This is a genomic window from Aquirufa regiilacus (assembly GCF_032470275.1).
GTDB classification, from domain to species: Bacteria; Bacteroidota; Bacteroidia; order Cytophagales; family Spirosomataceae; genus Aquirufa; species Aquirufa regiilacus.
This window is the reverse complement of the sequence record NZ_JAVNWW010000005.1, coordinates 73,297-94,753: the sequence shown is the minus strand read 5'-3', so window position 1 is coordinate 94,753 and position 21,457 is coordinate 73,297. Positions and strand designations below refer to the sequence as shown.

At 41.2% G+C, this 21,457-nt stretch carries 21 protein-coding genes; 11 read left to right on the top strand and 10 right to left on the bottom strand.

The window, feature by feature from the left end; genetic code table 11:
- The first annotated feature begins 24 nt into the window (after positions 1-24).
- The 5 genes from PQG45_RS10050 to PQG45_RS10030 all read left to right on the top strand — a co-directional run bounded on the left by PQG45_RS10050 (position 25) and on the right by PQG45_RS10030 (position 4,430).
- The gene (locus PQG45_RS10050; RefSeq protein ID WP_315576949.1) at positions 25-1,002 is read left to right on the top strand and encodes a hypothetical protein; all 978 of its coding nucleotides are present in this window, start codon (positions 25-27) and stop codon (positions 1,000-1,002) included.
- A gap of 94 nt (positions 1,003-1,096) precedes the next feature.
- Complete coding sequence (rpsF, locus tag PQG45_RS10045) at positions 1,097-1,459, top strand: 30S ribosomal protein S6 (RefSeq protein WP_315576951.1); 363 nt, start codon at positions 1,097-1,099, stop codon at positions 1,457-1,459.
- Position 1,460: 1 nt separating this feature from the next.
- Positions 1,461-1,712 (top strand): 30S ribosomal protein S18, encoded by a 252-nt coding sequence (gene rpsR, locus PQG45_RS10040; RefSeq protein WP_315576953.1) that lies wholly within the window; start codon positions 1,461-1,463, stop codon positions 1,710-1,712.
- A gap of 38 nt (positions 1,713-1,750) precedes the next feature.
- Positions 1,751-2,194, top strand: a complete 444-nt coding sequence (gene rplI, locus PQG45_RS10035; protein WP_315576955.1) for a 50S ribosomal protein L9 — start codon at positions 1,751-1,753, stop codon at positions 2,192-2,194.
- 85 nt (positions 2,195-2,279) lie between these two features.
- Positions 2,280-4,430, top strand: a complete 2,151-nt coding sequence (locus PQG45_RS10030; protein ID WP_315576957.1) for a sialate O-acetylesterase — start codon at positions 2,280-2,282, stop codon at positions 4,428-4,430.
- Positions 4,431-4,487: 57 nt separating this feature from the next.
- Here PQG45_RS10030 and PQG45_RS10025 read toward each other — a convergent pair whose 3' ends face one another.
- Positions 4,488-5,717, bottom strand: coding sequence for an isocitrate dehydrogenase (NADP(+)) (locus PQG45_RS10025; protein ID WP_315576959.1), 1,230 nt, complete (start codon positions 5,715-5,717; stop codon positions 4,488-4,490).
- 130 nt (positions 5,718-5,847) lie between these two features.
- Here PQG45_RS10025 and purU point away from each other — a divergent pair, with 130 nt between their 5' ends.
- Entirely contained in the window at positions 5,848-6,681 is an 834-nt protein-coding gene (gene purU / locus PQG45_RS10020) for a formyltetrahydrofolate deformylase (protein ID WP_315576961.1), read from the top strand.
- 46 nt (positions 6,682-6,727) lie between these two features.
- A complete protein-coding gene (gene ffh, locus PQG45_RS10015; RefSeq protein ID WP_315576963.1) occupies positions 6,728-8,062 on the top strand; it encodes a signal recognition particle protein in 1,335 nt (444 codons plus the stop codon).
- 19 nt (positions 8,063-8,081) lie between these two features.
- On the opposite strand, the gene pheT is transcribed toward ffh, so the two are convergent.
- Entirely contained in the window at positions 8,082-10,517 is a 2,436-nt protein-coding gene (gene pheT, locus PQG45_RS10010; RefSeq protein WP_316070804.1) for a phenylalanine--tRNA ligase subunit beta, read from the bottom strand.
- A 9-nt stretch (positions 10,518-10,526) separates the two neighbouring features.
- Positions 10,527-11,099 (bottom strand): peptide deformylase, encoded by a 573-nt coding sequence (gene def / locus PQG45_RS10005; RefSeq protein WP_315576967.1) that lies wholly within the window; start codon positions 11,097-11,099, stop codon positions 10,527-10,529.
- 148 nt (positions 11,100-11,247) lie between these two features.
- Between def and PQG45_RS10000 the strand changes: the two genes are divergently transcribed.
- The 3 genes from PQG45_RS10000 to bioB all read left to right on the top strand — a co-directional run bounded on the left by PQG45_RS10000 (position 11,248) and on the right by bioB (position 14,751).
- Positions 11,248-11,865 (top strand): inorganic pyrophosphatase, encoded by a 618-nt coding sequence (locus PQG45_RS10000; RefSeq protein ID WP_315576969.1) that lies wholly within the window; start codon positions 11,248-11,250, stop codon positions 11,863-11,865.
- A gap of 76 nt (positions 11,866-11,941) precedes the next feature.
- The gene (gene sppA, locus PQG45_RS09995; RefSeq protein ID WP_315576971.1) at positions 11,942-13,717 is read left to right on the top strand and encodes a signal peptide peptidase SppA; all 1,776 of its coding nucleotides are present in this window, start codon (positions 11,942-11,944) and stop codon (positions 13,715-13,717) included.
- Between the two features lie 11 nt (positions 13,718-13,728).
- Positions 13,729-14,751, top strand: a complete 1,023-nt coding sequence (gene bioB, locus PQG45_RS09990) for a biotin synthase BioB (protein ID WP_315576973.1) — start codon at positions 13,729-13,731, stop codon at positions 14,749-14,751.
- 10 nt (positions 14,752-14,761) lie between these two features.
- On the opposite strand, the gene PQG45_RS09985 is transcribed toward bioB, so the two are convergent.
- From PQG45_RS09985 to PQG45_RS09965, 5 genes are all read right to left on the bottom strand, one after another.
- Entirely contained in the window at positions 14,762-15,202 is a 441-nt protein-coding gene (locus tag PQG45_RS09985; protein WP_315576975.1) for a GNAT family N-acetyltransferase, read from the bottom strand.
- 84 nt (positions 15,203-15,286) lie between these two features.
- Positions 15,287-16,867: a ribonuclease Y gene (gene rny / locus PQG45_RS09980; protein WP_315576977.1), complete on the bottom strand. Its 1,581-nt coding sequence runs from the start codon at positions 16,865-16,867 to the stop codon at positions 15,287-15,289.
- 53 nt (positions 16,868-16,920) lie between these two features.
- The gene (locus tag PQG45_RS09975) at positions 16,921-17,211 is read right to left on the bottom strand and encodes a cell division protein ZapA (protein ID WP_315576979.1); all 291 of its coding nucleotides are present in this window, start codon (positions 17,209-17,211) and stop codon (positions 16,921-16,923) included.
- The gene (locus PQG45_RS09970) at positions 17,208-17,537 is read right to left on the bottom strand and encodes a hypothetical protein (protein WP_315576980.1); all 330 of its coding nucleotides are present in this window, start codon (positions 17,535-17,537) and stop codon (positions 17,208-17,210) included. The genes PQG45_RS09975 and PQG45_RS09970 overlap by 4 nt, the downstream gene beginning before the upstream one ends.
- 1 nt (position 17,538) lies before the next feature.
- Positions 17,539-19,041 (bottom strand): lipopolysaccharide biosynthesis protein, encoded by a 1,503-nt coding sequence (locus PQG45_RS09965; RefSeq protein ID WP_315576982.1) that lies wholly within the window; start codon positions 19,039-19,041, stop codon positions 17,539-17,541.
- A gap of 86 nt (positions 19,042-19,127) precedes the next feature.
- Between PQG45_RS09965 and PQG45_RS09960 the strand changes: the two genes are divergently transcribed.
- Positions 19,128-19,583, top strand: coding sequence for a hypothetical protein (locus tag PQG45_RS09960; protein WP_315576984.1), 456 nt, complete (start codon positions 19,128-19,130; stop codon positions 19,581-19,583).
- On the opposite strand, the gene PQG45_RS09955 is transcribed toward PQG45_RS09960, so the two are convergent.
- Positions 19,584-20,345 carry a LytR/AlgR family response regulator transcription factor gene (locus tag PQG45_RS09955; RefSeq protein WP_315576985.1) on the bottom strand — a complete coding sequence of 254 codons (762 nt, stop codon included), beginning with the start codon at positions 20,343-20,345 and terminating at the stop codon, positions 19,584-19,586.
- Positions 20,346-20,349: 4 nt separating this feature from the next.
- On the bottom strand, positions 20,350-21,414 hold the full coding sequence (locus PQG45_RS09950) for a sensor histidine kinase (protein WP_315576986.1): 1,065 nt from the start codon (positions 21,412-21,414) through the stop codon (positions 20,350-20,352).
- Positions 21,415-21,457: the final 43 nt, after the last annotated feature.

The following is a 21,457-nucleotide window of genomic DNA, read 5'->3' as shown; positions in this document are numbered from 1 at the left end:
TCCACATCAATTATTTATACAACAATGCAATCAGATTCGATGAGTTCTCGAGAAAAGCGATTGGAGCGCCTGGTCTATCTACTGACCGTTTTGGTGTTTCTTTTGGCAGGGGTGCTTTACATCGAGAAATACCAGCCTAATTTTTGGGCTTTGGAGCAAGGGCAAGAAGATTTTGTGGAAGATGCGCAAGCGCGTTTGGATTCGGTTTCGCAGCAATTGCAAGTGCGTATGGTTCAAATCAAACGCTTAGGAGGCCGAGTGAATGAACTTGAAAAGGCCCGTTTGCAAATTGAAGGAGATCAAAAAGAATTGGCGGAACATCCCGAGATGGGACAGGCAGCCTTCCAAAAGAAATTAGCTTACTACCTCCGTCTTTTGGGGTTGAAGGATCAAGAAATCAAAAAGCTTCGTCGGGAAAATGTAGTCTTAATCGCTCGGAATGATTCATTAAGTCGGGAAGCCAAATTATTGCAAGACGGATTAACGAACGTTCAAAAGGCGTTGCGGGATTCCAGTGCGACTTTTGGGATTGAGAAAAAAGAATTGAGTGAGCGTTCGCGGGTTTTGGAAGTGCGGAATCAGGAATTAACGGAGAAGGTAACAGTTGCAGCCGCATTACGGGCTGAAGGTGTCAACGTATATGCTATTTCGACACGTGGGAAAGAAACGGGGGTGCAGAAAGCGAAACGAATTGATAAAATACGGGTCATTTTCCATTTACAAAATAACCCTTTGGCTACGCGTGAAATTAAGACCATTTATTTACGCATCATTGAGCCGACGGGAAATACCCTTTCCGACTATGCCTTAGGTTCTGGAACCGTGATGTTTAAGGGGAAAGAGTTAGTTTATACTGCTAAGCAGCGCATATTTTACGAGAATAATCACCAGTCGGTGGAATTTATTTACGCACGTTCAACGGCCTACCGGGAAGGTAAGCACGAAATCGAGCTCTATTCGGAAGGATTTTTAATTGGCCTTGGCACATTCGAGGTGCGTTAATTTCAATTTATTTTTGGCTAAGTTTTTGATTATTAAGTATTATTCATACTTTTGCAATCCAAATTTTTTTTAAGTTTTTAAACAACAATTTTGTATGCAATTAAAAAACTACGAGACGGTGTTCATTTTAACTCCCGTTTTGTCTGAGCAACAGACAAAGGACGCCGTTGAAAAATTCAAAAAATTATTGGTAGATAATGGTGCTCAAATCGTTCATGACGATGCTTGGGGCTTACGCAAGTTGGCTTACCCAATCCAAAACAAGCACACAGGATTCTATCAAATCTTTGAATTTGCAGCGGATCCTCAGTTAATCGCGAAATTAGAGCTTGAATACAAGCGCGATGAAAAAGTAATTCGTTTCTTGACTACTGCACTTGATAAGCACGCAGTATTATACAACGAGAAAAAGAGAAAAGGTTTAGTAGGTAGAAAACCAGAAAAAACAGAAGCATAAGATGACATTAGTTAACGAACCTGTAGATAAAAATAGTAGTCGCAAGAAGTATTGCCGTTTTAAGAAAGCTGGCATTCAATATATTGATTACAAAAACCCAGATTATTTATTGAAGTTGGTAAACGAGCAAGGTAAAATTTTACCACGTCGTATTACTGGAACTTCTTTGAAATTCCAACGTCGTGTGGCGCAAGCAATTAAGCGTTCACGTCACTTAGCCTTGATGCCATATGTGGCAGATGGTTTGAAATAAACTGGGGTAACCTGATAAACATTTGATTGTAAAATAAGATGGAAATTATATTAAAAACGGATATTGCTGGGTTAGGATATAAGAACGATGTAGTAGCGGTGAAAGCTGGTTACGGTCGTAATTACTTAATCCCACAAGGATTTGCTGTGATGGCGACTCCATCCAATCGTAAAGTATTAGCTGAGAACATTAAGCAAGCAGCGCACAAAGTGGAGAAAATCCGTCAAGATGCGTTTGATTTAGCTGCATCAATCGGCGAAATGGCATTGACTATCGCTGCAAAAGCAGGAGATAGCGGTAAAATCTTTGGACGTGTAACAAGTTTACAAATTTCTGAGATGTTGAAAGAGAAAGGATTCGATGTAGATCGTAAGAAAATTTCTTTTGATTCAGAGGTTAAAACGACTGGTGATTACACAGCTACCTTGGATTTACACAAGGATGTGAAACACAAAATTGCATTTTCTGTAGTAGGAGAGTAATTTGGTTAACGTTCAGTAAGTATTGAAGTCGTATTGGTTTTCCGATACGACTTTTTTCGTAAATTTGTCATCATTTAAACCAAGTATGCGCGTACTGATTTTATGTATTGGGATATTACTTACAAATTTGGCGAATGCTCAAATGTTCGTTGCATTTCCGCGTAATCGTCAAATTTTTCAGCGTAATGATAAGAATGAGGCGACCATCTCTGTATTAGGAAACTGCACGGAAGCAGCTGATAAGGTTCAGGTTTCATTTGTCCCAGTCAAGGAAGGGCAAGGGAAATTGATTGATTGGGTGCTGCTTGATTCAAATCCCAATGCAGGTATTTACCAGGGCAAGGTTGTCGTAACTGGAGGATGGTATCGAATGAAAGTTCGTTCGTTTCAAGGTGATAAGTTGATCGATTCCACGGAGTTAAACCGGGTAGGAGTGGGTGAAAATTTCTTGATTGCGGGTCAATCAAATGCGCAAGGAACTTTTCGTATGCCAATCGAAATAGGTGCAGAAGATGATCGGGTTAACTGTTCCAATTTTTATGCTCATTTTCCGGAGTATAATAACAGTCAAACACATTTTTATATTGGGAATTTTGGGTTGAATTATCCTTTAGGTGTATTCAGCCAAATGAATTCATTTTCAACAATAGGTCCCAATGGCCTTTCATTGCATTATTGGCCCGCAGTGGGAGATACCTTAGTAAAAAAATACAATGTGCCTGTATGTTTTATTAATACGGGTTGGGGTGGTTCATCAATCAGAAACTGGGTTGAAAGTGCGCGAGGCGTTCCTTCTCCTAATCCCTGGAATCTTGCAGTCAATTATGAACTGTATTTTCCTTACCGAAGTTTCAAGCGTTCATTGGAGGTTTACGGTCAAAAAATGGGTTTTCGTGCTGTTTTGTGGCACCAAGGTGAAACCGACGCGCGGGTTAATATGACCCAAGATGAATATTATAATTACCTGGAAGAGCTAATTGATTTCTCAAGAAAAGACGCAAATCAATCAATACCTTGGATTGTTGCTCAGGCGACTCGAGGAGGGGGCTGCGATAGTGCTACAGTGATTTTAAGTCCAGAAATTCGTGCCGCCCAAAGGCGCATAGCACATGATCCAGCAATAAGCCAGGTTTTTGAGGGCCCCAATACCGATGATATTGAAGTGCCGCGTAATCCTGCCTTGCCTTATTATGATTGTGTGCATTTTTCACCAGTGGGTTTCCCATTCCTCGGTTCCGCATGGTTCAAAAGCATTGACGATGCAATCGTAAATGGGATGAAACATTTGAGCTATCGGGATATGCCTAAGATTGAAACGGCTTGTGGGCCTGATAATTCATTGGTCATCAAAAAAATCACGGGTGACTTTATTCGTGGAGATTGGACGGATCTAGACGGTGTCGTTCGTGTCGATGCGCTTAAGAATAATAATGTAGGTTATGGTATTTATCAAGCCAACTTATTTGATTCATTAGGTCGGGAGTTTAGTATCCCAATCATTGAGTTCAAGAAATTAAAATTGCCCAAAGCACCTTCTATTTTAGCAAATTCAGACACCTTATTTTGTTCAAATGCCTCGGTGAAATTATCAGCGACAGGAGGAAAGATTTCTTATGTTTGGAATACAGGGGCAACCACACAAGATATTACCGTTTCAAAAACAGGCTTATTTACAGCGAAAACGTATGACGAATTAGGCTGTTTTTCTCCGGAATCCAAAGCGATAACTACCCAAGTTTATCCTTTGCCAGCCAATCCTCAAATTAGTACCATGTCGCCTTTCTACCTGACCACAGGTCCACGTGTGACAGGTGTAAGTTATTCCTGGTTTTTTAACGGAAATAAGCTGCCAGTCGCTTCAGATGCGATAAATCTGCATGTTAAGCAGTCAGGACTTTACCAGGCTAAGTTTTCCTACATTTATCCGAAAGGACCAACGTGTACCTCTGATTTTTCAAATCAAATCAATTACGAACTACCAGCAGGAAACGGCGTCGTAGCTTATCCAAATCCTGCTTCCAAAGAATTATTTATTCAGTCGAAATATGATTTAGTAGGTGCTAAGTATGTGCTTTACGGCCTTGATGGTCGCGAAATGTTGCACGGTGTCATCGATAATTCGATTGCTTTCGTTATCAATGTCAGCGGTCTTTCTCCTGCCATTTACAAGTTGACCATTCAGCCAACGAATGGGACTGAATTATTATACAAAACAATCGTAGTCGATTATCGCTAATCATAAAAAAAGCCATCTGTCTTTCGACGGATGGCTTTTTTATAATTGACTTAAAGCTTAAGCTAACGCTACTTTCAAGTTGGTATCCAACGCTTCTAAGAACTCTTCTGTGTACAAGTAGTGCTCTCCGTGATTCACTTTGTTACCGTGAATACATACAGCTAAATCTTTGGTCATTTTACCTGATTCTACTGTCTCAACACAAACTTTTTCCAATGTTTGGCAGAAGTTAATCAATGCCGCATTATTGTCTAATTTACCACGGAATTCTAATCCACGTGTCCAAGCAAAAATGGATGCAATTGGATTCGTAGATGTAGGTTTTCCGGCTTGGTGATCACGGTAGTGACGTGTTACCGTTCCGTGCGCAGCCTCAGCTTCCATAACCTTTCCATCTGGTGTAATTAAAACAGAAGTCATCAAGCCCAATGAACCGAAACCTTGTGCAACGGTATCCGACTGAACGTCTCCATCATAGTTTTTACATGCCCAGACGAAATTTCCATTCCATTTCAATGCAGATGCAACCATATCATCGATTAAACGGTGCTCGTAAACGATTCCCGCAGCCTCAAATTTCGCCTTGTAATCTGCTTGGTAGATTTCTTCAAAGATATCCTTGAATCGACCATCGTATTTCTTCAAGATTGTGTTCTTGGTAGAAAGGTATAATGGCCATCCTTTGCTCAATGCCATGTTAAAGCATGAGTGTGCAAATCCTTTGATGGATTCATCTGTGTTATACATCGTTAACGCAACGCCATCACCCTTAAAGTTATATACTTCAAATGTTTGTGCTTCGCCACCTTCTTCTGGTGTGAATGTTACCGTCAACTTACCTTTTCCTTTTGTTACGAAATCCGTAGCTCTATATTGATCTCCGAATGCGTGACGACCAATCATAATAGGTGCTGTCCAGTTAGGTACTAAACGTGGTACATTTGAACAAACGATTGGCTCACGGAAAACGGTTCCATCCAAAATGTTACGAATCGTACCATTGGGTGATTTCCACATTTGCTTCAAATCGAATTCTTTTACACGTGCCTCATCAGGTGTGATAGTCGCACATTTGATACCTACTCCGTATTTCTTGATGGCTTCAGCTGCCTCAATCGTTACTTGGTCATTTGTTTCATCGCGATACTCTACACCTAAATCGTAGTATTTGATATCAACATCCACGTAAGGTAAGATCAATTTGTCTTTGATAAATTTCCAAATGATGCGAGTCATTTCGTCTCCATCAAGCTCAACGACCGGGTTGGCCACTTTAATTTTTTCCATTTTGATACAGATTGTTTATAAGCTTTCTAATTATCGGGCTTAGGCACGATTAATCTTGCAAAGGTAAATAAGGAATTCTTTTTTATTCACGATTTTGGGGTAAATTTGAAGGATTGACTCAATATTTTTTATGGAAACGGTTATTAAGATTGCCTGTCAGGATGAAAAAGGTCTCGTGCACAAAATCACAGGCATTTTATACGATAAATTATTAAATGTCACACGCACCAATGAATTTGTGGATGAGGCATTTAATCAGTTTTTTATGCGCATTTCTTATGTAGGGAACTGTGAAATTAATGCGCTTCAAGCTGAACTTTTTGCCGTCTTACCGCAAAATGCCCAGGTTGAAATCATTCCGCCCGCATTAAAACGCGTCGTCTTATTAGTAACCAAAGAGCATCATTGCTTAGGCGATTTATTAATTCGTTCACAATTTCAGGATCTCCCATTTCGAATTGAAGCGGTCATTGGTAATCATACGACATTAGCTGGTTTATGTGACCAATTCCAAATGCCTTTTCATCTCATTAGCGCGGATGGTCTGTCTCGAGAAGCCCATGAAAAACTTGTCGAGGCTCAAATTGATACCTATGCCCCGGATTATATCGTGTTAGCCAAATACATGCGCATCCTAACGCCTGCCTTTTCTGCCAAGTATTTAGGTCGTATGATAAATATTCATCACTCGTTTTTACCAGCGTTTGTGGGGGCGAAGCCTTACCAACAAGCCTTTGATCGCGGTGTAAAGATTATTGGTGCTACCGCTCATTTTGTAACGGATGATCTGGATGAAGGTCCCATCATTTGCCAAGATGTCGTGGCGGTGAATCATACTTTTTCGGCCAAAGAGATGGCTAAAGCAGGAAAGGATGTAGAAAAGATTGTCCTAGCCAATGCCTTGAAGATGGTTTTCGAGGATCGTGTATTCATGCACCAGAATAAGACGATTATTTTTGATTAAGAATTTGCTTCAAATTGCTTAAATTGCATTCCTTTTTTATCATACTATGTTTGAAAATTTAAGTTCCAAGTTAAGTACCGCCATGCGTACCCTCAAAGGTAACGGCCGCATCACCGATGTGAACGTAGCCGCGACTGTCAAAGAAATTCGACGGGCGTTAATGGATGCCGATGTTAACTATAAAGTTGCCAAAGAAATCACCGATCGTATCAAGGATCAGGCCATGGGCCAGAAAATCTTGATCGCCGTTGAACCAGGCCAATTATTAGTTAAGATCGTTCAGGAGGAGTTGACCCAATTAATGGGTGGAACCAAACAAGATATTAACCTCAAAGGTGATCCTGCTGTTGTTTTAATCGCGGGTTTGCAAGGTTCAGGTAAGACGACGTTTTCAGGTAAATTAGCCCAACATATTAAAAAAGGAGGCAGAAATGTTTTGTTGGTAGCCTGTGATATCTACCGCCCCGCTGCGATTGACCAATTGAAAGTATTGGGCGAGCAAGTAGACGTAGAAGTTTACGCAGAGCCTGAAAATAAGGACGCCGTTTCCATCGCACAAAACGCCTTGTCATATGCCCGTAAAATGGGTAAGAAAGTCGTGATTGTCGATACGGCCGGTCGTTTGGCAGTTGATGAGGCGATGATGAATGAGATTGCTGCGGTGAAAGAAGCAATTCGTCCTACCGAGATTTTGTTTGTTGTGGATTCCATGACGGGTCAAGATGCGGTGAATACAGCGAAGACCTTCAACGATCGTTTGAATTTCGATGGCGTTGTCTTAACTAAATTAGACGGTGATTCACGAGGTGGGGCAGCCCTTTCGATTCGTCAAGTTGTTGATAAGCCCATTAAGTTTATCTCCACGGGTGAGAAAATGGAAGCCTTGGATTTGTTCTACCCAGACCGGATGGCAAATCGTATTTTGGGCATGGGTGACGTACTTTCCTTGGTGGAACGTGCGCAACAAGCCTTTGATGAGGATGAAGCTGCTCGTTTAAATAAGAAAATTCGTCAAAATAATTTCTCATTCGAAGATTTCTACGCACAATTGCAGCAAATCAAGAAGATGGGTAACATCAAGGATTTGATGGGCATGGTTCCCGGCATGGGGCAGGCCGTAAAAGATGTGGATATTTCGAATGATTCATTCAAGCCGATCGAAGCAATCATTCAATCCATGACGTTGGCAGAGCGTCAAAACCCAGATATCTTAAATCCGACGCGCAAGAACCGCATCGCTGCTGGTTCGGGTACATCGATCCAACAAGTCAACGGCTTATTGAAGCAATTTGAAGACATGCGTAAAATGATGCGCATGATGAACAAAGTGCAAGATGGTAAAATGAAAATGCCGAACATAGGAAACATGTTCAAACGATAAATTTGGCAAAGCCTTGATTCTATTTACGAATCAAGGCTCCCAATTCCTTCTCAAAGCGCGCGATCAATCGATCCATCGTCGCATCAATCACCTTATCTGTCAGTGTTTGTGTCTCATCTTGTAAGGTGAACGAAACCGAATAGGATTTCTTTCCTTCGCCCAGGTTCTTGCCTACATACACGTCAAATACAGATACATTTTTCAATAGATTTTTTTCCGTTTGTTCGGCTACGCGTTGAATCGCTTGCAAGCTGACAGTTTGGTCTAACACCAACGATAAATCGCGGCGTACCTCTGGGAACTTCGAAATCTCTTGATAGACAAAATTGCCTTTCTCTTGCTTCACCCAGAAATCCCAGTCAAAATCTGCCATGAAGACTTCTTGCTTCACATCGAGTTTTTGAGCTAATTTCGGATGCACCATTCCCAAGGAAACAACAGACTTCTTATTGACTGTAATCGTTAAACCATACGCATATACCTGCGATTGTTCGATGACCCTTGTGTCAAATTGCGCGACGCCCAGTTGCTTCATGGTCGCAATGACTTGCGAATACATTTGATGTAATTGGCTCTTTTGCGGCGCATGTGACCACGTTTCTCCTTCCGATAGTCCAGAAGTATAAAGCGCCAAATGACGTTTTTCGATGAATTTTTCACCTTTTTTATGGTAAGTCTTTCCGAATTCGAAAAGCTTCAAGTCTTTTTGTCGGCGATTGATGTTATGCGCCAATACCTCTAAGCCGTGGAACACCAAATGTTGACGCATCACACCTAAATCTTCCGATAAACGGTTTAATATTTCGACCGTATCGAATGTTAGATCTTTGGCAATTAAGCTATGGTATTCGCCTTTTGTAAGTGAGTTGCTGATGATTTCTTGGAAACCTTTGGCTGCTAAGCTTTGTCCAATGCTCAATTGAACTTTCTCTTTATCCAATGCAGGGAATTCCGAGATAAATTTCGCGCTTAGATTCTCTGACAACGGAATGTTGTCCAATCCATGAATACGTAAAATTTCTTCGATAATATCTGCTTCACGTGTGACATCCACGCGGTAGGCGGGAGCAATGGCGGTAAAGCCATCTGCCGACTTATTTTTCAAATCAAAATCCAAGGCGATTAATATCTCTTGGATACGTTCCGCGCCGATTTCAATACCGATGAGCTGCTTGATGCGCGCATAGGTCATCTTGATTTCCGCTAATTCAGGCTTTTCGAGGTAAATGTCAACTAAATCAGAACTGATTTGTCCACCTGCTATCCCTTGAATTAAAAGTGCGGCATATTGAATGGCAAAGGCTTTCGCTTCAATGTCTGTTCCACGCTCAAAACGGAACGAAGCATCCGTTTTTAAACTGTGAATTTGTGCAGCTTTACGGATGCGTTCAGGTTTAAAATACGCAACCTCTAAATAGATACGTGTCGTTGAATCTTGAATCGATGAATCTGCGCCCCCCATGACACCTGCTAAGCCAATCGGCCCCTCAGCATCACAAATCATGATTTCTTCGCCAGACAAAGTTCTTTCTGTACCATCCAATGTGGTGAATTTCGTTCCGGCTTTTGCTTGGTCAACGATCAATTTACCACCACGTAATTGATTCCAATCATACGCGTGCATCGGTTGGCCTAAACCATGACAGATGTAATTCGTCACATCCACAATGTTATTGATGGGACGTAGACCGATGGCCGATAAGCGCTCTTGTAGCCATGATGGGGAAGGAGCAACTTGAACGCCATCTATCGTCAGACCGCAAAAACGTGTACAGCCTTTGTCTTGAATTTTAACGTCGATTGGGAATGCGTTATTCGCAACCTTAAAACCTGATACATCGGGTAGTTTTACCTCGATGCCACTTACTGCTTTAATATCGCGTGCAACGCCCCAATGGGAAGCGGCGTCCGCGCGGTTTGGCGTAAGGCCGATTTCCAAAACAAGGTCTGAGTCGATTTGGAAATATTGCGCTGCGGGAGTTCCGTTGGGTAATGTTGTGTCTAAGATCAAGATGCCATCATGCGATGTTCCGATTCCGATTTCGTCTTCCGCACAAATCATGCCCTCTGACGGCTGGCCATAAACTTTGCGTTTTTCAATCGTAAATAAGGCTTTACCTGTGTTATCGTAAAAGATTGTACCCGGTGTTGCGACAATTACTTTTTGGCCTGCTGCTACATTCGCTGCCCCGCATACGATGGTTAAGTTTTCATCGAGTCCAGCGTCAACGGTCGTTAAGCTGAGCGTTTTTTCTTTTACTTCAAATTTTTCGCAGGTTACTACTTCTCCTACCACGAAACCACGTAATCCGCCAGGGATTTTTTCGTGTGCTTCGATGCCCTCCACCTCTAGACCTGTATTTGTTAATAATACATCGAGCTCTTCCGCTTGACCTTGTAGGGGTAAACGAGCCAAATCAATAAAATCACGTAACCAATTAATCGAAATCTTCATATTGCTGAATTAGCGGGATAACTTCATTTTATAATCCACAGAAACCTTCCCGCGGGTAATGTCACTTAACTTGTTTTTGATCATGCGTTTTTTGACAACATTGAGGTGATCTGTAAATAAAATCCCTTCAATGTGATCATATTCATGTTGGATGATGCGCGCAGCAAATCCTTCAAACACATCGGTTCTTTCTTCTCCTTTTTCTGTCCAGTAATGGATTTTCACATATTCGGGTCTGAATACTTCACCCCGAATGCCTGGAATCGACAAACAACCTTCCTCAAATCCCCATTCTTCACCCGTTTCATCCAAGATGGTTGCATTCACAAATACCTTTTTGAAATCGATTAAGGATGGGTCAATATCCTCTTCCTCCTCACCCTCATTCATGGGTCTACCGTCTACGACGAATAAGCGGATGTCCATGCCGATTTGAGGTGCGGCCAAGCCGACACCACTAGCGGCATACATGGTTTCAAACATGTCTTCCGAAAGCTTGACTAAATCAAGGGAACCGAAATCAACAGGCTTAGCCACTTTGCGCAAGACTGGGTCGCCGTAAGGGATGATGGGATATATCATTGTCTATTAAAAATCAAACGGCAAATTTAACGAAAAAACGGGAAAATGTGGAATTTTTAAAAGCGAATGGAGTCCTTTGGTTTCCTTATTTTTTTGTAATTTGCGAAGATTATGAAACCTAAGTTGTTTTTTTATACAAGATAAAAATATGAATCGTAACTTTTTTAAAGCACATCCTTGGCACGGTATCCAAATTGGAGACCAAATGCCTGAACAAGTAACTGCATTTATTGAGATCGTACCGACTGATACGGTCAAATATGAAATTGATAAACAAACCGGATATTTGAAGATTGATCGTCCTCAAAAATTCTCTAACATCGTTCCTGCTTTATATGGCTTTTTGCCTCAAACATATTGTGCTGATGGTATTGCTGAGTTAGCTCGTAAATATTCAGGTAAGGATATTATGCAAGGCGATGGAGATCCATTGGATATTTTGGTGCTTTCAGAGCGTGCAATCACGCATGGAGATATTTTATGTCAAGCGATTCCGATTGGTGGAATTCGAATGATCGATAAGGGAGAGGCAGATGATAAAATTATCGCGGTATTGAAAGATGATCCGATTTACGGCAAATGGCGTGATATTTCGGATGCTCCGAAGGATATCGTTCAACGCTTGCGTCACTATTTCTGGACCTATAAGATGTTGCCAGGTGAAACGACTTCGCCAGCCGTGGATATCGATGACGTATATGGACGCGAGGTAGCGCATGAGGTTATTCGTCAATCGCGTGAAGATTACCGTAAAAACTTTGGATAGACATATGACCGCTGGTCATATTTAATGCCAAAATGAATGAATGGATGCGAACTTCGCATCAACTAAACTAATAGCTATGTGGCAATTTGTTAAATATTCGTTGGCAACCCTAGTAGGCATTTGCTTATTTTTTGTGTTTGCTTTATTGTTACTTGCCGGCGTAGGCGCCTCGATGGGTGGAGACGAAAAGGAGTATGTGGTTAAAGAGCAGTCTATTCTACACCTGGACCTGAATCGCCCTTTCTTAGAAAATGCTTCTACGGAGGATAATCCTTTGGATGATTTACCGAATCCTTTCTTTTCGAGTACAGATAAGTTGGGTCTTATTCAGGTTTTATCAGCTTTAGAGCGCGCGCGCGTGGATTCGAACATCAAAGGAGTTTACCTAGATGTTAGTTTTCCGATGGCCGGTTATGCTAAATTGACCGAGGTGCGCAATGCCCTAGCGAAATTTAAGAAGTCGGGAAAATTTGTCTATGCTTATGCGAATTCTTATTCCGAGAAGGGTTATTTCGTCGCCTCAGTCGCAGATGTCGTTTACCTTAATCCAGCGGGTCTTTTGGACTTTAATGGCGTAAGTGTTCAATACATGTTTTTCAAAAAAGCATTTGATAAGCTTGAAATTGAACCATTGGTTTTCCGCGTAGGTCAGTTCAAATCTGCGGTGGAACCATTTATTCGGGAGGATATGAGCCCCGAAAATAAAATGCAGACTTTGTCTTTTATTCAGTCAATCAACAAAGAGCTTTTTCAAAAAATTTCAGAGAGTCGGGGTATTTCAGCTGCGAAGCTGAATACAATTGCCGATAGTTTGCAGGCCTTTGATCCAAAAAATGCGGAACGTTTGGGCATGGTCAAATTAGGTTATTTGGATGAATTTGAGGCGAAATTGAAGTCTTTGACGGGCAAAAAAGTCTCTGATGAGTTAAAATATGTACGCCTAGGAGATTATCTGCATGCCAAAAATCCAATTCCATCTGTTGAGGGAAATAATAAGATTGCTGTACTTGTTGCTGAGGGTGAAATTGTGGGGACAAAAGGCGGGGATGGCAGTATCGGTTCAGATGATTTTATCAAGGAGTTGAAGAAACTTCGAGAGAATAAGTCAGTGAAGGCGATTGTATTGCGTATCGATTCCCCGGGTGGATCCTCTTTGGCGTCTGATATTATGTGGCGCGAGATTGAATTAACGAAGAAAGTGAAACCTGTTATCACTTCCATGTCGGACTATGCCGCTTCGGGTGGATATTACATGGCGATGGGCACGGATGTGATTGTGGCGCAGCCCACAACGATTACAGGTTCTATCGGAATATTTGCGCAATGGTTGAACCTAGATAATTTCTTTAAGAATAAATTGGGTATTACACAGGATCATGTGAATACGCATGCGCATTCTAATTTTATGACTTCCGCAAGTGCGCTGACGGATTTCGAGAAATCAGTTGTTCAAAACATGGTTAATCAAGGCTACGCATCTTTTACATCGAAAGCAGCGCAAGGACGTAAAATGTCTTTGGCAAAGTTGCAATCTTTGGCTGGAGGTCGGGTTTGGACAGGAGTTCAAGCCAAACAAATTGGATTAGTGGATGAGTTGGGTGGTTTGGATCGCGCGATTGAAATCGCGGCAGATCGAGCAAAATTGCCACCAGCCAGCTACAAAGTTGCGGTGTATCCGAAGGCAAAGTCATTCTTGGATGAATTGATTTCGACCGCATTTTCTGAGTCTTCGATGGAATCACGTTTTGTGCAAAGTAATATGCCTTGGACAAAGTCGATATGGGAATTAGATCGCATGAAGAAGCGTGAAGGGTTTTTGGCATTGATGCCGTTTATGATGGAATTGGAATAGTAATTATAGATATGGAGATTAGAAATAATTGGACACGCGAAGAGGTTGAAAAGATTTTCAACCAACCTTTTTTAGATTTAGTTTATCAGGCGGCTACGGTTCACCGTGCTTATCATGATCCGAATGAGGTCCAAATTAGTACCTTATTATCAATCAAAACAGGTGGATGTCCGGAGGATTGTTCGTATTGCTCGCAAGCGGCTCGTTACCATACGAATGTAAAGGTTCAAAAACTGCTACCTTATGAAGAAGTAATTCAAGCAGCGGTTCGTGCGAAGGATAATGGAAGTTCCCGTTTTTGCATGGGTGCTGCATGGCGCGAAGTGCGTGATAACAAAGACTTTGATCGTGTTTTAGATATGGTGAAAGGGGTGAATTCTTTGGGTATGGAAGTTTGCTGTACACTTGGAATGCTATCGGAAGATCAAGCGCAAAAGTTGAAAGACGCAGGTCTTTATGCTTACAACCATAACATCGATACATCTGAGGAATATTACGATGATGTAATCTCAACGCGTACCTATGACGACCGTTTGGAAACGTTAGGGAATGTACGTAAGGCTAAATTGTCTGTATGTTCTGGCGGAATTATTGGTATGGGTGAAAGCGCCGCGGACCGCATTGGAATGTTGTTAACTTTGGCGAATTTGCCTGAACATCCTGGTTCGGTGCCTGTGAATAATTTGGTGCCTGTAGAAGGGACTCCTTTTGAAAACCAACAAACGGCTTCGGTTTGGGATTTGGTTCGTGTGATTGCTACAGCCCGTATCATGATGCCAAAATCTGCGGTACGTTTGTCAGCAGGTCGTCTGGAATTGAATTACGAAGGTCAAGCATTTTGCTTTATGGCAGGAGCTAATTCGATTTTCTCAGGGGATGTCTTATTAACAACCCCTAATCCGGATGCGAAGTCCGACAAAGAGTTGTTTCAAATTCTGAACATTAAGCCGAAGGAGGCATTCAAGGATGAGAAGAATTCCGGGATTGAATTTAATCAAATCCCGAGTGCTCAGGGACTAGAACATAAGCATTAATATTGAAGCGCTATTCCGAAAGGGGTAGCGCTTTTTTCATGCGGTAATGTTGGATTTCGCCGAACAGTAGATAGGATTCCTGTTCAATGTGATAGCCAAGGCTTTTATAAAAAGGTACTGCATTCTCACGTGCTTCTAATACAATTTCATTCCAAGCTTTCTTCTGTGCTTGCTCTTCTAGCGCGCGCATGATGGCTTTTCCTACCCCTTTACCTTGTTGGTCTGTTGCCACTGCCACACAACGAACTTGACCTTGATTAGGCGCTGATTCGTGCATACGTGCCACCCCTAAAACGGTATCGTTTTCTATGGCCATGATGTGAATGGCATCTTGTTCATCAGCAAGGATTTCCGATCCAAGGGGTTGATTCCAAGGTTCGCGCAATACGCGGAAGCGTAGGGCATAATACGCCTTCCAATCGGCATTCGTATGTGGGATTCTAAGTTCCATAAAAAATAAACGCTGCCGGGGGTATGATTCCGGCAGCGTCAGCAAATTAATCGTTTATTACTTGACTCAAAATTATCAAGTAGTTTATTTAGCAAAATTGACCGCACGCATTTCACGGATAACGGTTACTTTGATTTGGCCAGGATATTGCATTTCTTTCTCGATTTTTTGAGAGATATCAAAGGATAGCTTCGATGCTTTATCATCGCTAACATGCTCTGAATCTACCAAGATACGTAATTCACGACCTGCTTGAATCGCATAGCATTTTTGAACGCCTTGGAAAGATGTTGCTAAATCTTCCAAATCGCGTAAACGCTTCATGTACGATTCCATCATCTCGCGACGCGCGCCTGGACGTGAGCCAGAGATTGCATCACACACTTGGATGATAGGTGAAATCATGGAAGTCATTTCGCACTCATCGTGGTGAGCTCCAATGGCGTTACAAACCTCTGGATGCTCTTTGTATTTTTGAGCTAATTCCATTCCCAACAATGCGTGTGGTAATTCAGGTTCTTCATGCCAAACTTTACCAATATCATGAAGTAAACCAGCACGTTTCGCAAGCTTGGCATTTAAACCTAACTCAGCCGCCATCGTTGCACAAAGCTTCGCTACTTCACGTGAGTGTTGCAAAAGGTTTTGGCCATAAGATGAACGGAAACGCATACGTCCTACCATCTTAATTAATTCAGGATGTAAACCGTGAATGCCTAAGTCGATCACTGTCTTCTCTCCGATCTCAATGATCTCGTCGTCGATGTTCTTCTTCGTCTTGTTTACAACCTCCTCAATACGTGCTGGGTGAATACGTCCATCCTGTACCAAACGGTGCAACGATAAACGAGCTATTTCCCGACGAACCGGATCGAAACCTGAAATGATAATGGCTTCTGGCGTATCATCGACAATGAATTCCACACCTGTGGCTGCTTCCAGCGCACGGATGTTACGTCCTTCCCGACCAATAATCTTACCCTTGATGTCATCGGATTCGATGTTGAAAACAGAAACACAGTTTTCAATGGCATTCTCAGCAGCAGTACGTTGAATGGTTTCAATGACTACTTTTTTAGCTTCTTTCGTTGCGGTTAATTTTGCTTCTTCAATGGCTTGTTTTACGATTGAACTCGCTTTCGATTCTGCTTCCGCCTTCAAGGCATCGATTAATTGTTGGCGTGCTTCATCCGCTGAAAGATTGGCAATTTTCTCTAATTGATTGATTTGAGTTGCGAGCATCGCCTCCGCCTCTTCACGTTTCTTTTCTACCTCTTCGAATTTCTTGCGGTAGTTCTCCTCTTTCGATTGAATGCTTTGTTTTTGTGATTGTAACTCTTGGTCCGCAATACGTTGTTGTTCTTGTTGCTGCGTCAACACGCGCTCTTTCTCGCGTAATTTTTGTTCGTTTTCGATCAGGATTCCCTTCTTTGCTTGCGTCTCTTCTTCGAATTCACCACGCAAACGCAAGAAGTTTTCCTTTGCTTCGAGCATGCGATCTTTTTTCAAGTTTTCCGCTGCAAATTCAGCATTTTTAAGAATTTCTGCTGCTTTTCGTTGGGCTTCTTCTTCGTGGTTTTTGGTTGATTTGGAAGAAAAGGACTTCCCAATAAACAATCCACCTGCTGCCGCAACGATGGAAATAATAATGGATATAATGGTCATATAAATTGTTAGTTTATGAACATCGGCTCCAAAACGACTGAATGAAAGGGGATTTATAGTTGAAACTCATCTACGAGCGCTAATAATTGCTCGTTTTCCGATTGAACATTGTTGTTTAGTGATATGGTTTCCGTCTCGAATTTAAATCCACACATAGCTAAATCCAGTGCCACGAGGGCCATAATCTTACTTGGATCTGAACTATTTGTCTCTTTCTCGTAATACTTTACGAGGCGGTTAACCAAATTTGCTGCTTTCCGCACACAGGACTCCTCCTGTTCACTAACCTTTAATGCGACATTTTGTATGCCTAAAAGGAGGTTGCAAGGTAGTTTAGTACTCATGGTTTGCGTAATTGCTCAATACAATGATCTATACTTACTATATATTCGTCTAACTTTTTCTTCAGTTCAGCTTTAGCTGCCTCTGTGTCTTCTGTATTAACTACAAGTTTACCAATTTTATCTGATTTTTTAAAGCTTTTCTCCAATTCTTTTGATTGGCTAAGTGCTTCTTGCAATTCGCGCGTTTTGACATCAAGCTTTGCTTGTAAATCGCTATTTGACCTTTCCAGTTCTTTGATTTTGCCCGCATTTTCTTGTAAGCGCGCAACCATCAAACTAACTTTTAGTTTGAGATGTAGGTATTGCGTTTTCAATTCTTGCTTCATGTTAATCGATCAATTTTGGCTTACCTGATTTCCATGAAAATTCACGGATGAGTAAATAGCCTAATAAACAAAGCACCGCGAAATTCTGATTCATGAATTCCGGAAGTGGGCTTACATGCGTTAATGCGTTTGCTCCATAAATGAGGATTCCTCCCAACAAGATATAAAATAAATCACTTTTCCAGCGGTAGGGTGTAGGCGAATATTTTTGACCTCCGACGTAACACAATCCAGCCATCACCATGCTAGATGCTAAAAATGCATAAGCGCATGCCATGTAACCATAGAATGGAATGAAGAGGATATTGCCAACGAGCGTAACGGCCAAACCAATCAAGGTAATGATTGTGCCAAAATAGGTTTTGTTTGTCTGCTTAAACCAAACGGATTGCGTGTAATAAATGCCTAAAAATAGATTGGCCAATAATAATACTGGGACGATGTTCATGCCCTCCCAATAAATAGCTCTCCGTAAAAATAGCGTCTTTATCCAAAATAAATTACAGGAAACGCCAACCCATAAAAAGGTACATACAATCACAAACCAATGGGTGATTAATGCCAAATTCTCTTTGCTGTTTTCTGTTGTTTTTTTACCTAAAAAGAAGGGTTCCGCGGAGTATTTAAATGCTTGGATGGCTAAACTCATAAACACGGAAAGTTTATAGCAGTTGCCATAGATTCCCAACGCATCTTGTGAGCTTTTGCCTGGATAAAATCCTGCAGGTAGGTATGATTCTAATAACAATCGGTCGAACATTAAGTTGAACATCGCAGCTAAACTCATGAACATAATGGGATAGGCATAAACCCAAAGCGCTTTGAATTCTGACCAATCCCAGCGCCAACGAAACGCTTTGAATTCTGCCGAAAGCCAATAAAACAAACTTGCGTTTGCTATTAAATTGGCAAGAAAAATATACCCAGCACCAATCTCCGGACGATACAATTCACGTAAAAAACCTGGTCCTTCTATGCGTATTTCGCCCTCCTGCATGGGCTTTAATAACATTAAAAAGAAGAGGTTTAATCCCACATTAATCAATATGGAAACAATCTTTGCTTTAACAAATGTTCGGATTTTGTTTTCTAAACGAAGCCTTGCGAATGGGATTGCCGTGATGGCATCTATGGCTAAAATGAATGCGAGCCAATTCAAAAAGATACCCTTTCCTGGATAGCCCAATTGGACCATGATGGGGTCCGCAAAGACAAATAAAAATAAGGTGAAGCAGCCTGCTGTGACGATGATGGCCGTCATGATTAATTGGTAATATTTCTCAGGGGCTTCTTTGGCAAAGCGGAAATAAGCCGTCTCCATGCCATAGGTGTAAATAATGTTTGCGATAGCTACGTAGCCATACAATTTTACATTGACGCCTAATTCAGCCGGGAGAAATGCCCATGTGTGCACAAAAACAAGTAAAAAATTAAGGGATCGTCCCAAGATGGTACTAAAACCATATGAAAGAGTTTCACCTGCTAATTTTTTCAGAATGGACATAATTGTATATTTGCCAAAATTCAAAGTTACATAATTTGTTAGGACCCTTGGGTATCCTAGCGAAATTTGTATCAAAAACACGTCACATGAAAAATACCATCGCCTTTTTAGGCCTATTTTTAACTTTTACACAGCTTTCAAAAGCACAATCCATTTCTTATTATCCGTTTAATTCACAGTTGGCCGTTTCGTCGAATCCCACAAACATTGCCTGGGCGGAAGTTCGTATGCAAATGAATTCGGCGACATCAGCGATTACATCTGAACTTGGACCCATGCTAACGGTTTACAAGACCAAAGATGCCGTTTTTTATACGGGTGGCGGTGTGAATATCGGTTGGATGTCTAATGTGTTTAATCAATCGTCCTTATTGAAGGGCTATTACGGTAGTTTAGGCGTTCGTGCCTATCCTTTTTCTTCCGTACCTCATTTAGGGTTGAATTTTGAATTTACGCCCTATACAGATTCTAAGGTACAGACGGGCCTGTTGCGTGCCTGGTTAGGTGTCAATTACCATTTTGGCAAAAACAAACTGAAGTAATTACTCTTTTTGATAGCCGATGGTTTGGTAAAATTGCTCTGAATAGCTGTCGCTCAATGGGATGTGATTTTCCCCAATTTTTACCTTTTGATTTCGAATCGATTCGATTTTTTTCAAGGAAACGATGAAAGATTTGTGGATGCGTAAAAATTCATCAGAAGGTAATTTTTCACTGATGAGTTTCATGGTCATCCGACAAACAATCGGATATTTTTGATTTCGTACATGTATTTTGATGTAATCTTTTAAGCCTTCGATGTACAAAATATCTTCGAGCATGATTTTCATCAACGAGTAATCGGCATGTATGAAAATATAATCCACCTTCGCATCCTGCTTAGTAGATACACCCTGCAAGGCCAATTTGCTTTTGTAGAAATCAAGTGCTTTATGACTCGCTTTCAAAAACCGTTCGAAGGAAATGGGTTTTAGCACGTAGTCAATCACGTCTAGGTTGAAGCCTTCTAGCGCGTATTGTTGGTACGCGGTAACAAAAATAACCATGGGTTTTTGCGTCAAGCCTTCCAAAAACTGAACGCCTGTTAAGCCTGGCATTTGAATGTCGAGGAAAATGAGATCAACGGGGTTGTTTTGTAGGTATTCGATGGCTTCAAATGCATTGCGACACCGCGCCGCAAGTTTTAAGAAGGGAACTTTAGCGATGTTATCTTCCACCAAATCTAAGGCCAAACTTTCATCATCGATGGCAATGCAGGTTAAAATTGTATTCGGAATTTCCGAGAATGTATCTTTCGTTTCCATCGTTTTAGCTATGATTGATTCTTAAATCGGCGACATAAGTATTTGCATGTTCGCTAATTTGAAGTTCATGGTTTTCAGGATAAAGTAATTCCAGTCTTCTACGAACATTCGTTAAACCAATGCCCGAACTTTCATCCTTTTTCTCCTGTGCTTGATTGCTTGTCTTGTTTTTGACTACAAAATGCAGGTATTGTGGCGTGCCAACCAATTGAATACTTATGCTTGGTTTTTCAATCATTCCTACGCCATGCTTGAAGGCATTTTCAACAAACGGAATCAACAACATGGGTTCTATATTTCCAGCAGCACCCGATATTTCGGTTGTAAAGTCAATGTCAATATCATTCCCAAAACGAATGCGCTGAAGTTCTATGTAGGATTCTAAGTAATTGGCTTCTTTGCTGATGGCAACCTTAGAATCGCTCGTTTCATAAATCATGTAGCGCATGAGTTCGGAAAGTTTGATTACCACAGGTTCTACACTTTCAGGTTTTCTGCGCGAAAGAGATACAATACTATTTAGGACATTGAACATGAAATGCGGACTGATTTGCGAGCGTAAAAAAGATAGCTCTGATTTTAGTCGTTCATTTTCTTCTTCCTTTTTTGCCTCTTGTTCTTTCAGGTTATCGGCAAGGAATCGATAACTAATACCGATCGCAATGATGAAAAGGTATTGGAAAATGATCCGTAAGTAGGTGAAGCGCTTCATGCCACCTCCACCCCCTCGCGGTCGTTGAGGAGGTAATAAATCTTTGAATAATAGGTCGAAAATTAGGTCGTTTAGGCCAACTATAATAAAATACCCGATGACCAAGAGGGCTAAATACGCTAAAATGTTATAGCGCTTTAACACCTTTGGGATCAGTATTTCCGTATTAATGTAAAAAATGGGAATGTTTGTCAGGCCAAATACGAAGAAAAATAAATTCCATTGAAAATGGCGTTGAACCTCTTCCGGATTTTGTGATTGAGAACTAGGACCTAATAAAATGGGCAAAGCCAATAAACAAGCCCAAAATAATAAATGGAGCAAAATGGGCTTTGAAAGTAATTTGGTTTTAGCCATGAATTCAAGAATTTGGATTCGAAGTAAACAATTTGCAAAATAT

What these genes read in the sequence shown, in the direction of transcription:
- PQG45_RS09960 (WP_315576984.1), top strand. Translation starts at nt 19,128, where the DNA reads ATGAAAAATACCATCGCCTTTTTAGGCCTATTTTTAACTTTTACACAG.
- rplI (WP_315576955.1), top strand. Translation starts at nt 1,751, where the DNA reads ATGGAAATTATATTAAAAACGGATATTGCTGGGTTAGGATATAAGAAC.
- PQG45_RS09970 (WP_315576980.1), bottom strand. Translation starts at nt 17,537, where the DNA reads ATGAAGCAAGAATTGAAAACGCAATACCTACATCTCAAACTAAAAGTT.
- rny (WP_315576977.1), bottom strand. Translation starts at nt 16,867, where the DNA reads ATGACCATTATATCCATTATTATTTCCATCGTTGCGGCAGCAGGTGGA.
- pheT (WP_316070804.1), bottom strand. Translation starts at nt 10,517, where the DNA reads ATGAAGATTTCGATTAATTGGTTACGTGATTTTATTGATTTGGCTCGT.
- PQG45_RS09955 (WP_315576985.1), bottom strand. Translation starts at nt 20,345, where the DNA reads ATGGAAACGAAAGATACATTCTCGGAAATTCCGAATACAATTTTAACC.
- PQG45_RS10030 (WP_315576957.1), top strand. Translation starts at nt 2,280, where the DNA reads ATGCGCGTACTGATTTTATGTATTGGGATATTACTTACAAATTTGGCG.
- PQG45_RS09965 (WP_315576982.1), bottom strand. Translation starts at nt 19,041, where the DNA reads ATGTCCATTCTGAAAAAATTAGCAGGTGAAACTCTTTCATATGGTTTT.
- PQG45_RS10050 (WP_315576949.1), top strand. Translation starts at nt 25, where the DNA reads ATGCAATCAGATTCGATGAGTTCTCGAGAAAAGCGATTGGAGCGCCTG.
- bioB (WP_315576973.1), top strand. Translation starts at nt 13,729, where the DNA reads ATGGAGATTAGAAATAATTGGACACGCGAAGAGGTTGAAAAGATTTTC.
- PQG45_RS10025 (WP_315576959.1), bottom strand. Translation starts at nt 5,717, where the DNA reads ATGGAAAAAATTAAAGTGGCCAACCCGGTCGTTGAGCTTGATGGAGAC.
- ffh (WP_315576963.1), top strand. Translation starts at nt 6,728, where the DNA reads ATGTTTGAAAATTTAAGTTCCAAGTTAAGTACCGCCATGCGTACCCTC.
- purU (WP_315576961.1), top strand. Translation starts at nt 5,848, where the DNA reads ATGGAAACGGTTATTAAGATTGCCTGTCAGGATGAAAAAGGTCTCGTG.
- rpsR (WP_315576953.1), top strand. Translation starts at nt 1,461, where the DNA reads ATGACATTAGTTAACGAACCTGTAGATAAAAATAGTAGTCGCAAGAAG.
- rpsF (WP_315576951.1), top strand. Translation starts at nt 1,097, where the DNA reads ATGCAATTAAAAAACTACGAGACGGTGTTCATTTTAACTCCCGTTTTG.
- PQG45_RS09950 (WP_315576986.1), bottom strand. Translation starts at nt 21,414, where the DNA reads ATGGCTAAAACCAAATTACTTTCAAAGCCCATTTTGCTCCATTTATTA.
- PQG45_RS09975 (WP_315576979.1), bottom strand. Translation starts at nt 17,211, where the DNA reads ATGAGTACTAAACTACCTTGCAACCTCCTTTTAGGCATACAAAATGTC.
- PQG45_RS09985 (WP_315576975.1), bottom strand. Translation starts at nt 15,202, where the DNA reads ATGGAACTTAGAATCCCACATACGAATGCCGATTGGAAGGCGTATTAT.
- PQG45_RS10000 (WP_315576969.1), top strand. Translation starts at nt 11,248, where the DNA reads ATGAATCGTAACTTTTTTAAAGCACATCCTTGGCACGGTATCCAAATT.
- def (WP_315576967.1), bottom strand. Translation starts at nt 11,099, where the DNA reads ATGATATATCCCATCATCCCTTACGGCGACCCAGTCTTGCGCAAAGTG.
- sppA (WP_315576971.1), top strand. Translation starts at nt 11,942, where the DNA reads ATGTGGCAATTTGTTAAATATTCGTTGGCAACCCTAGTAGGCATTTGC.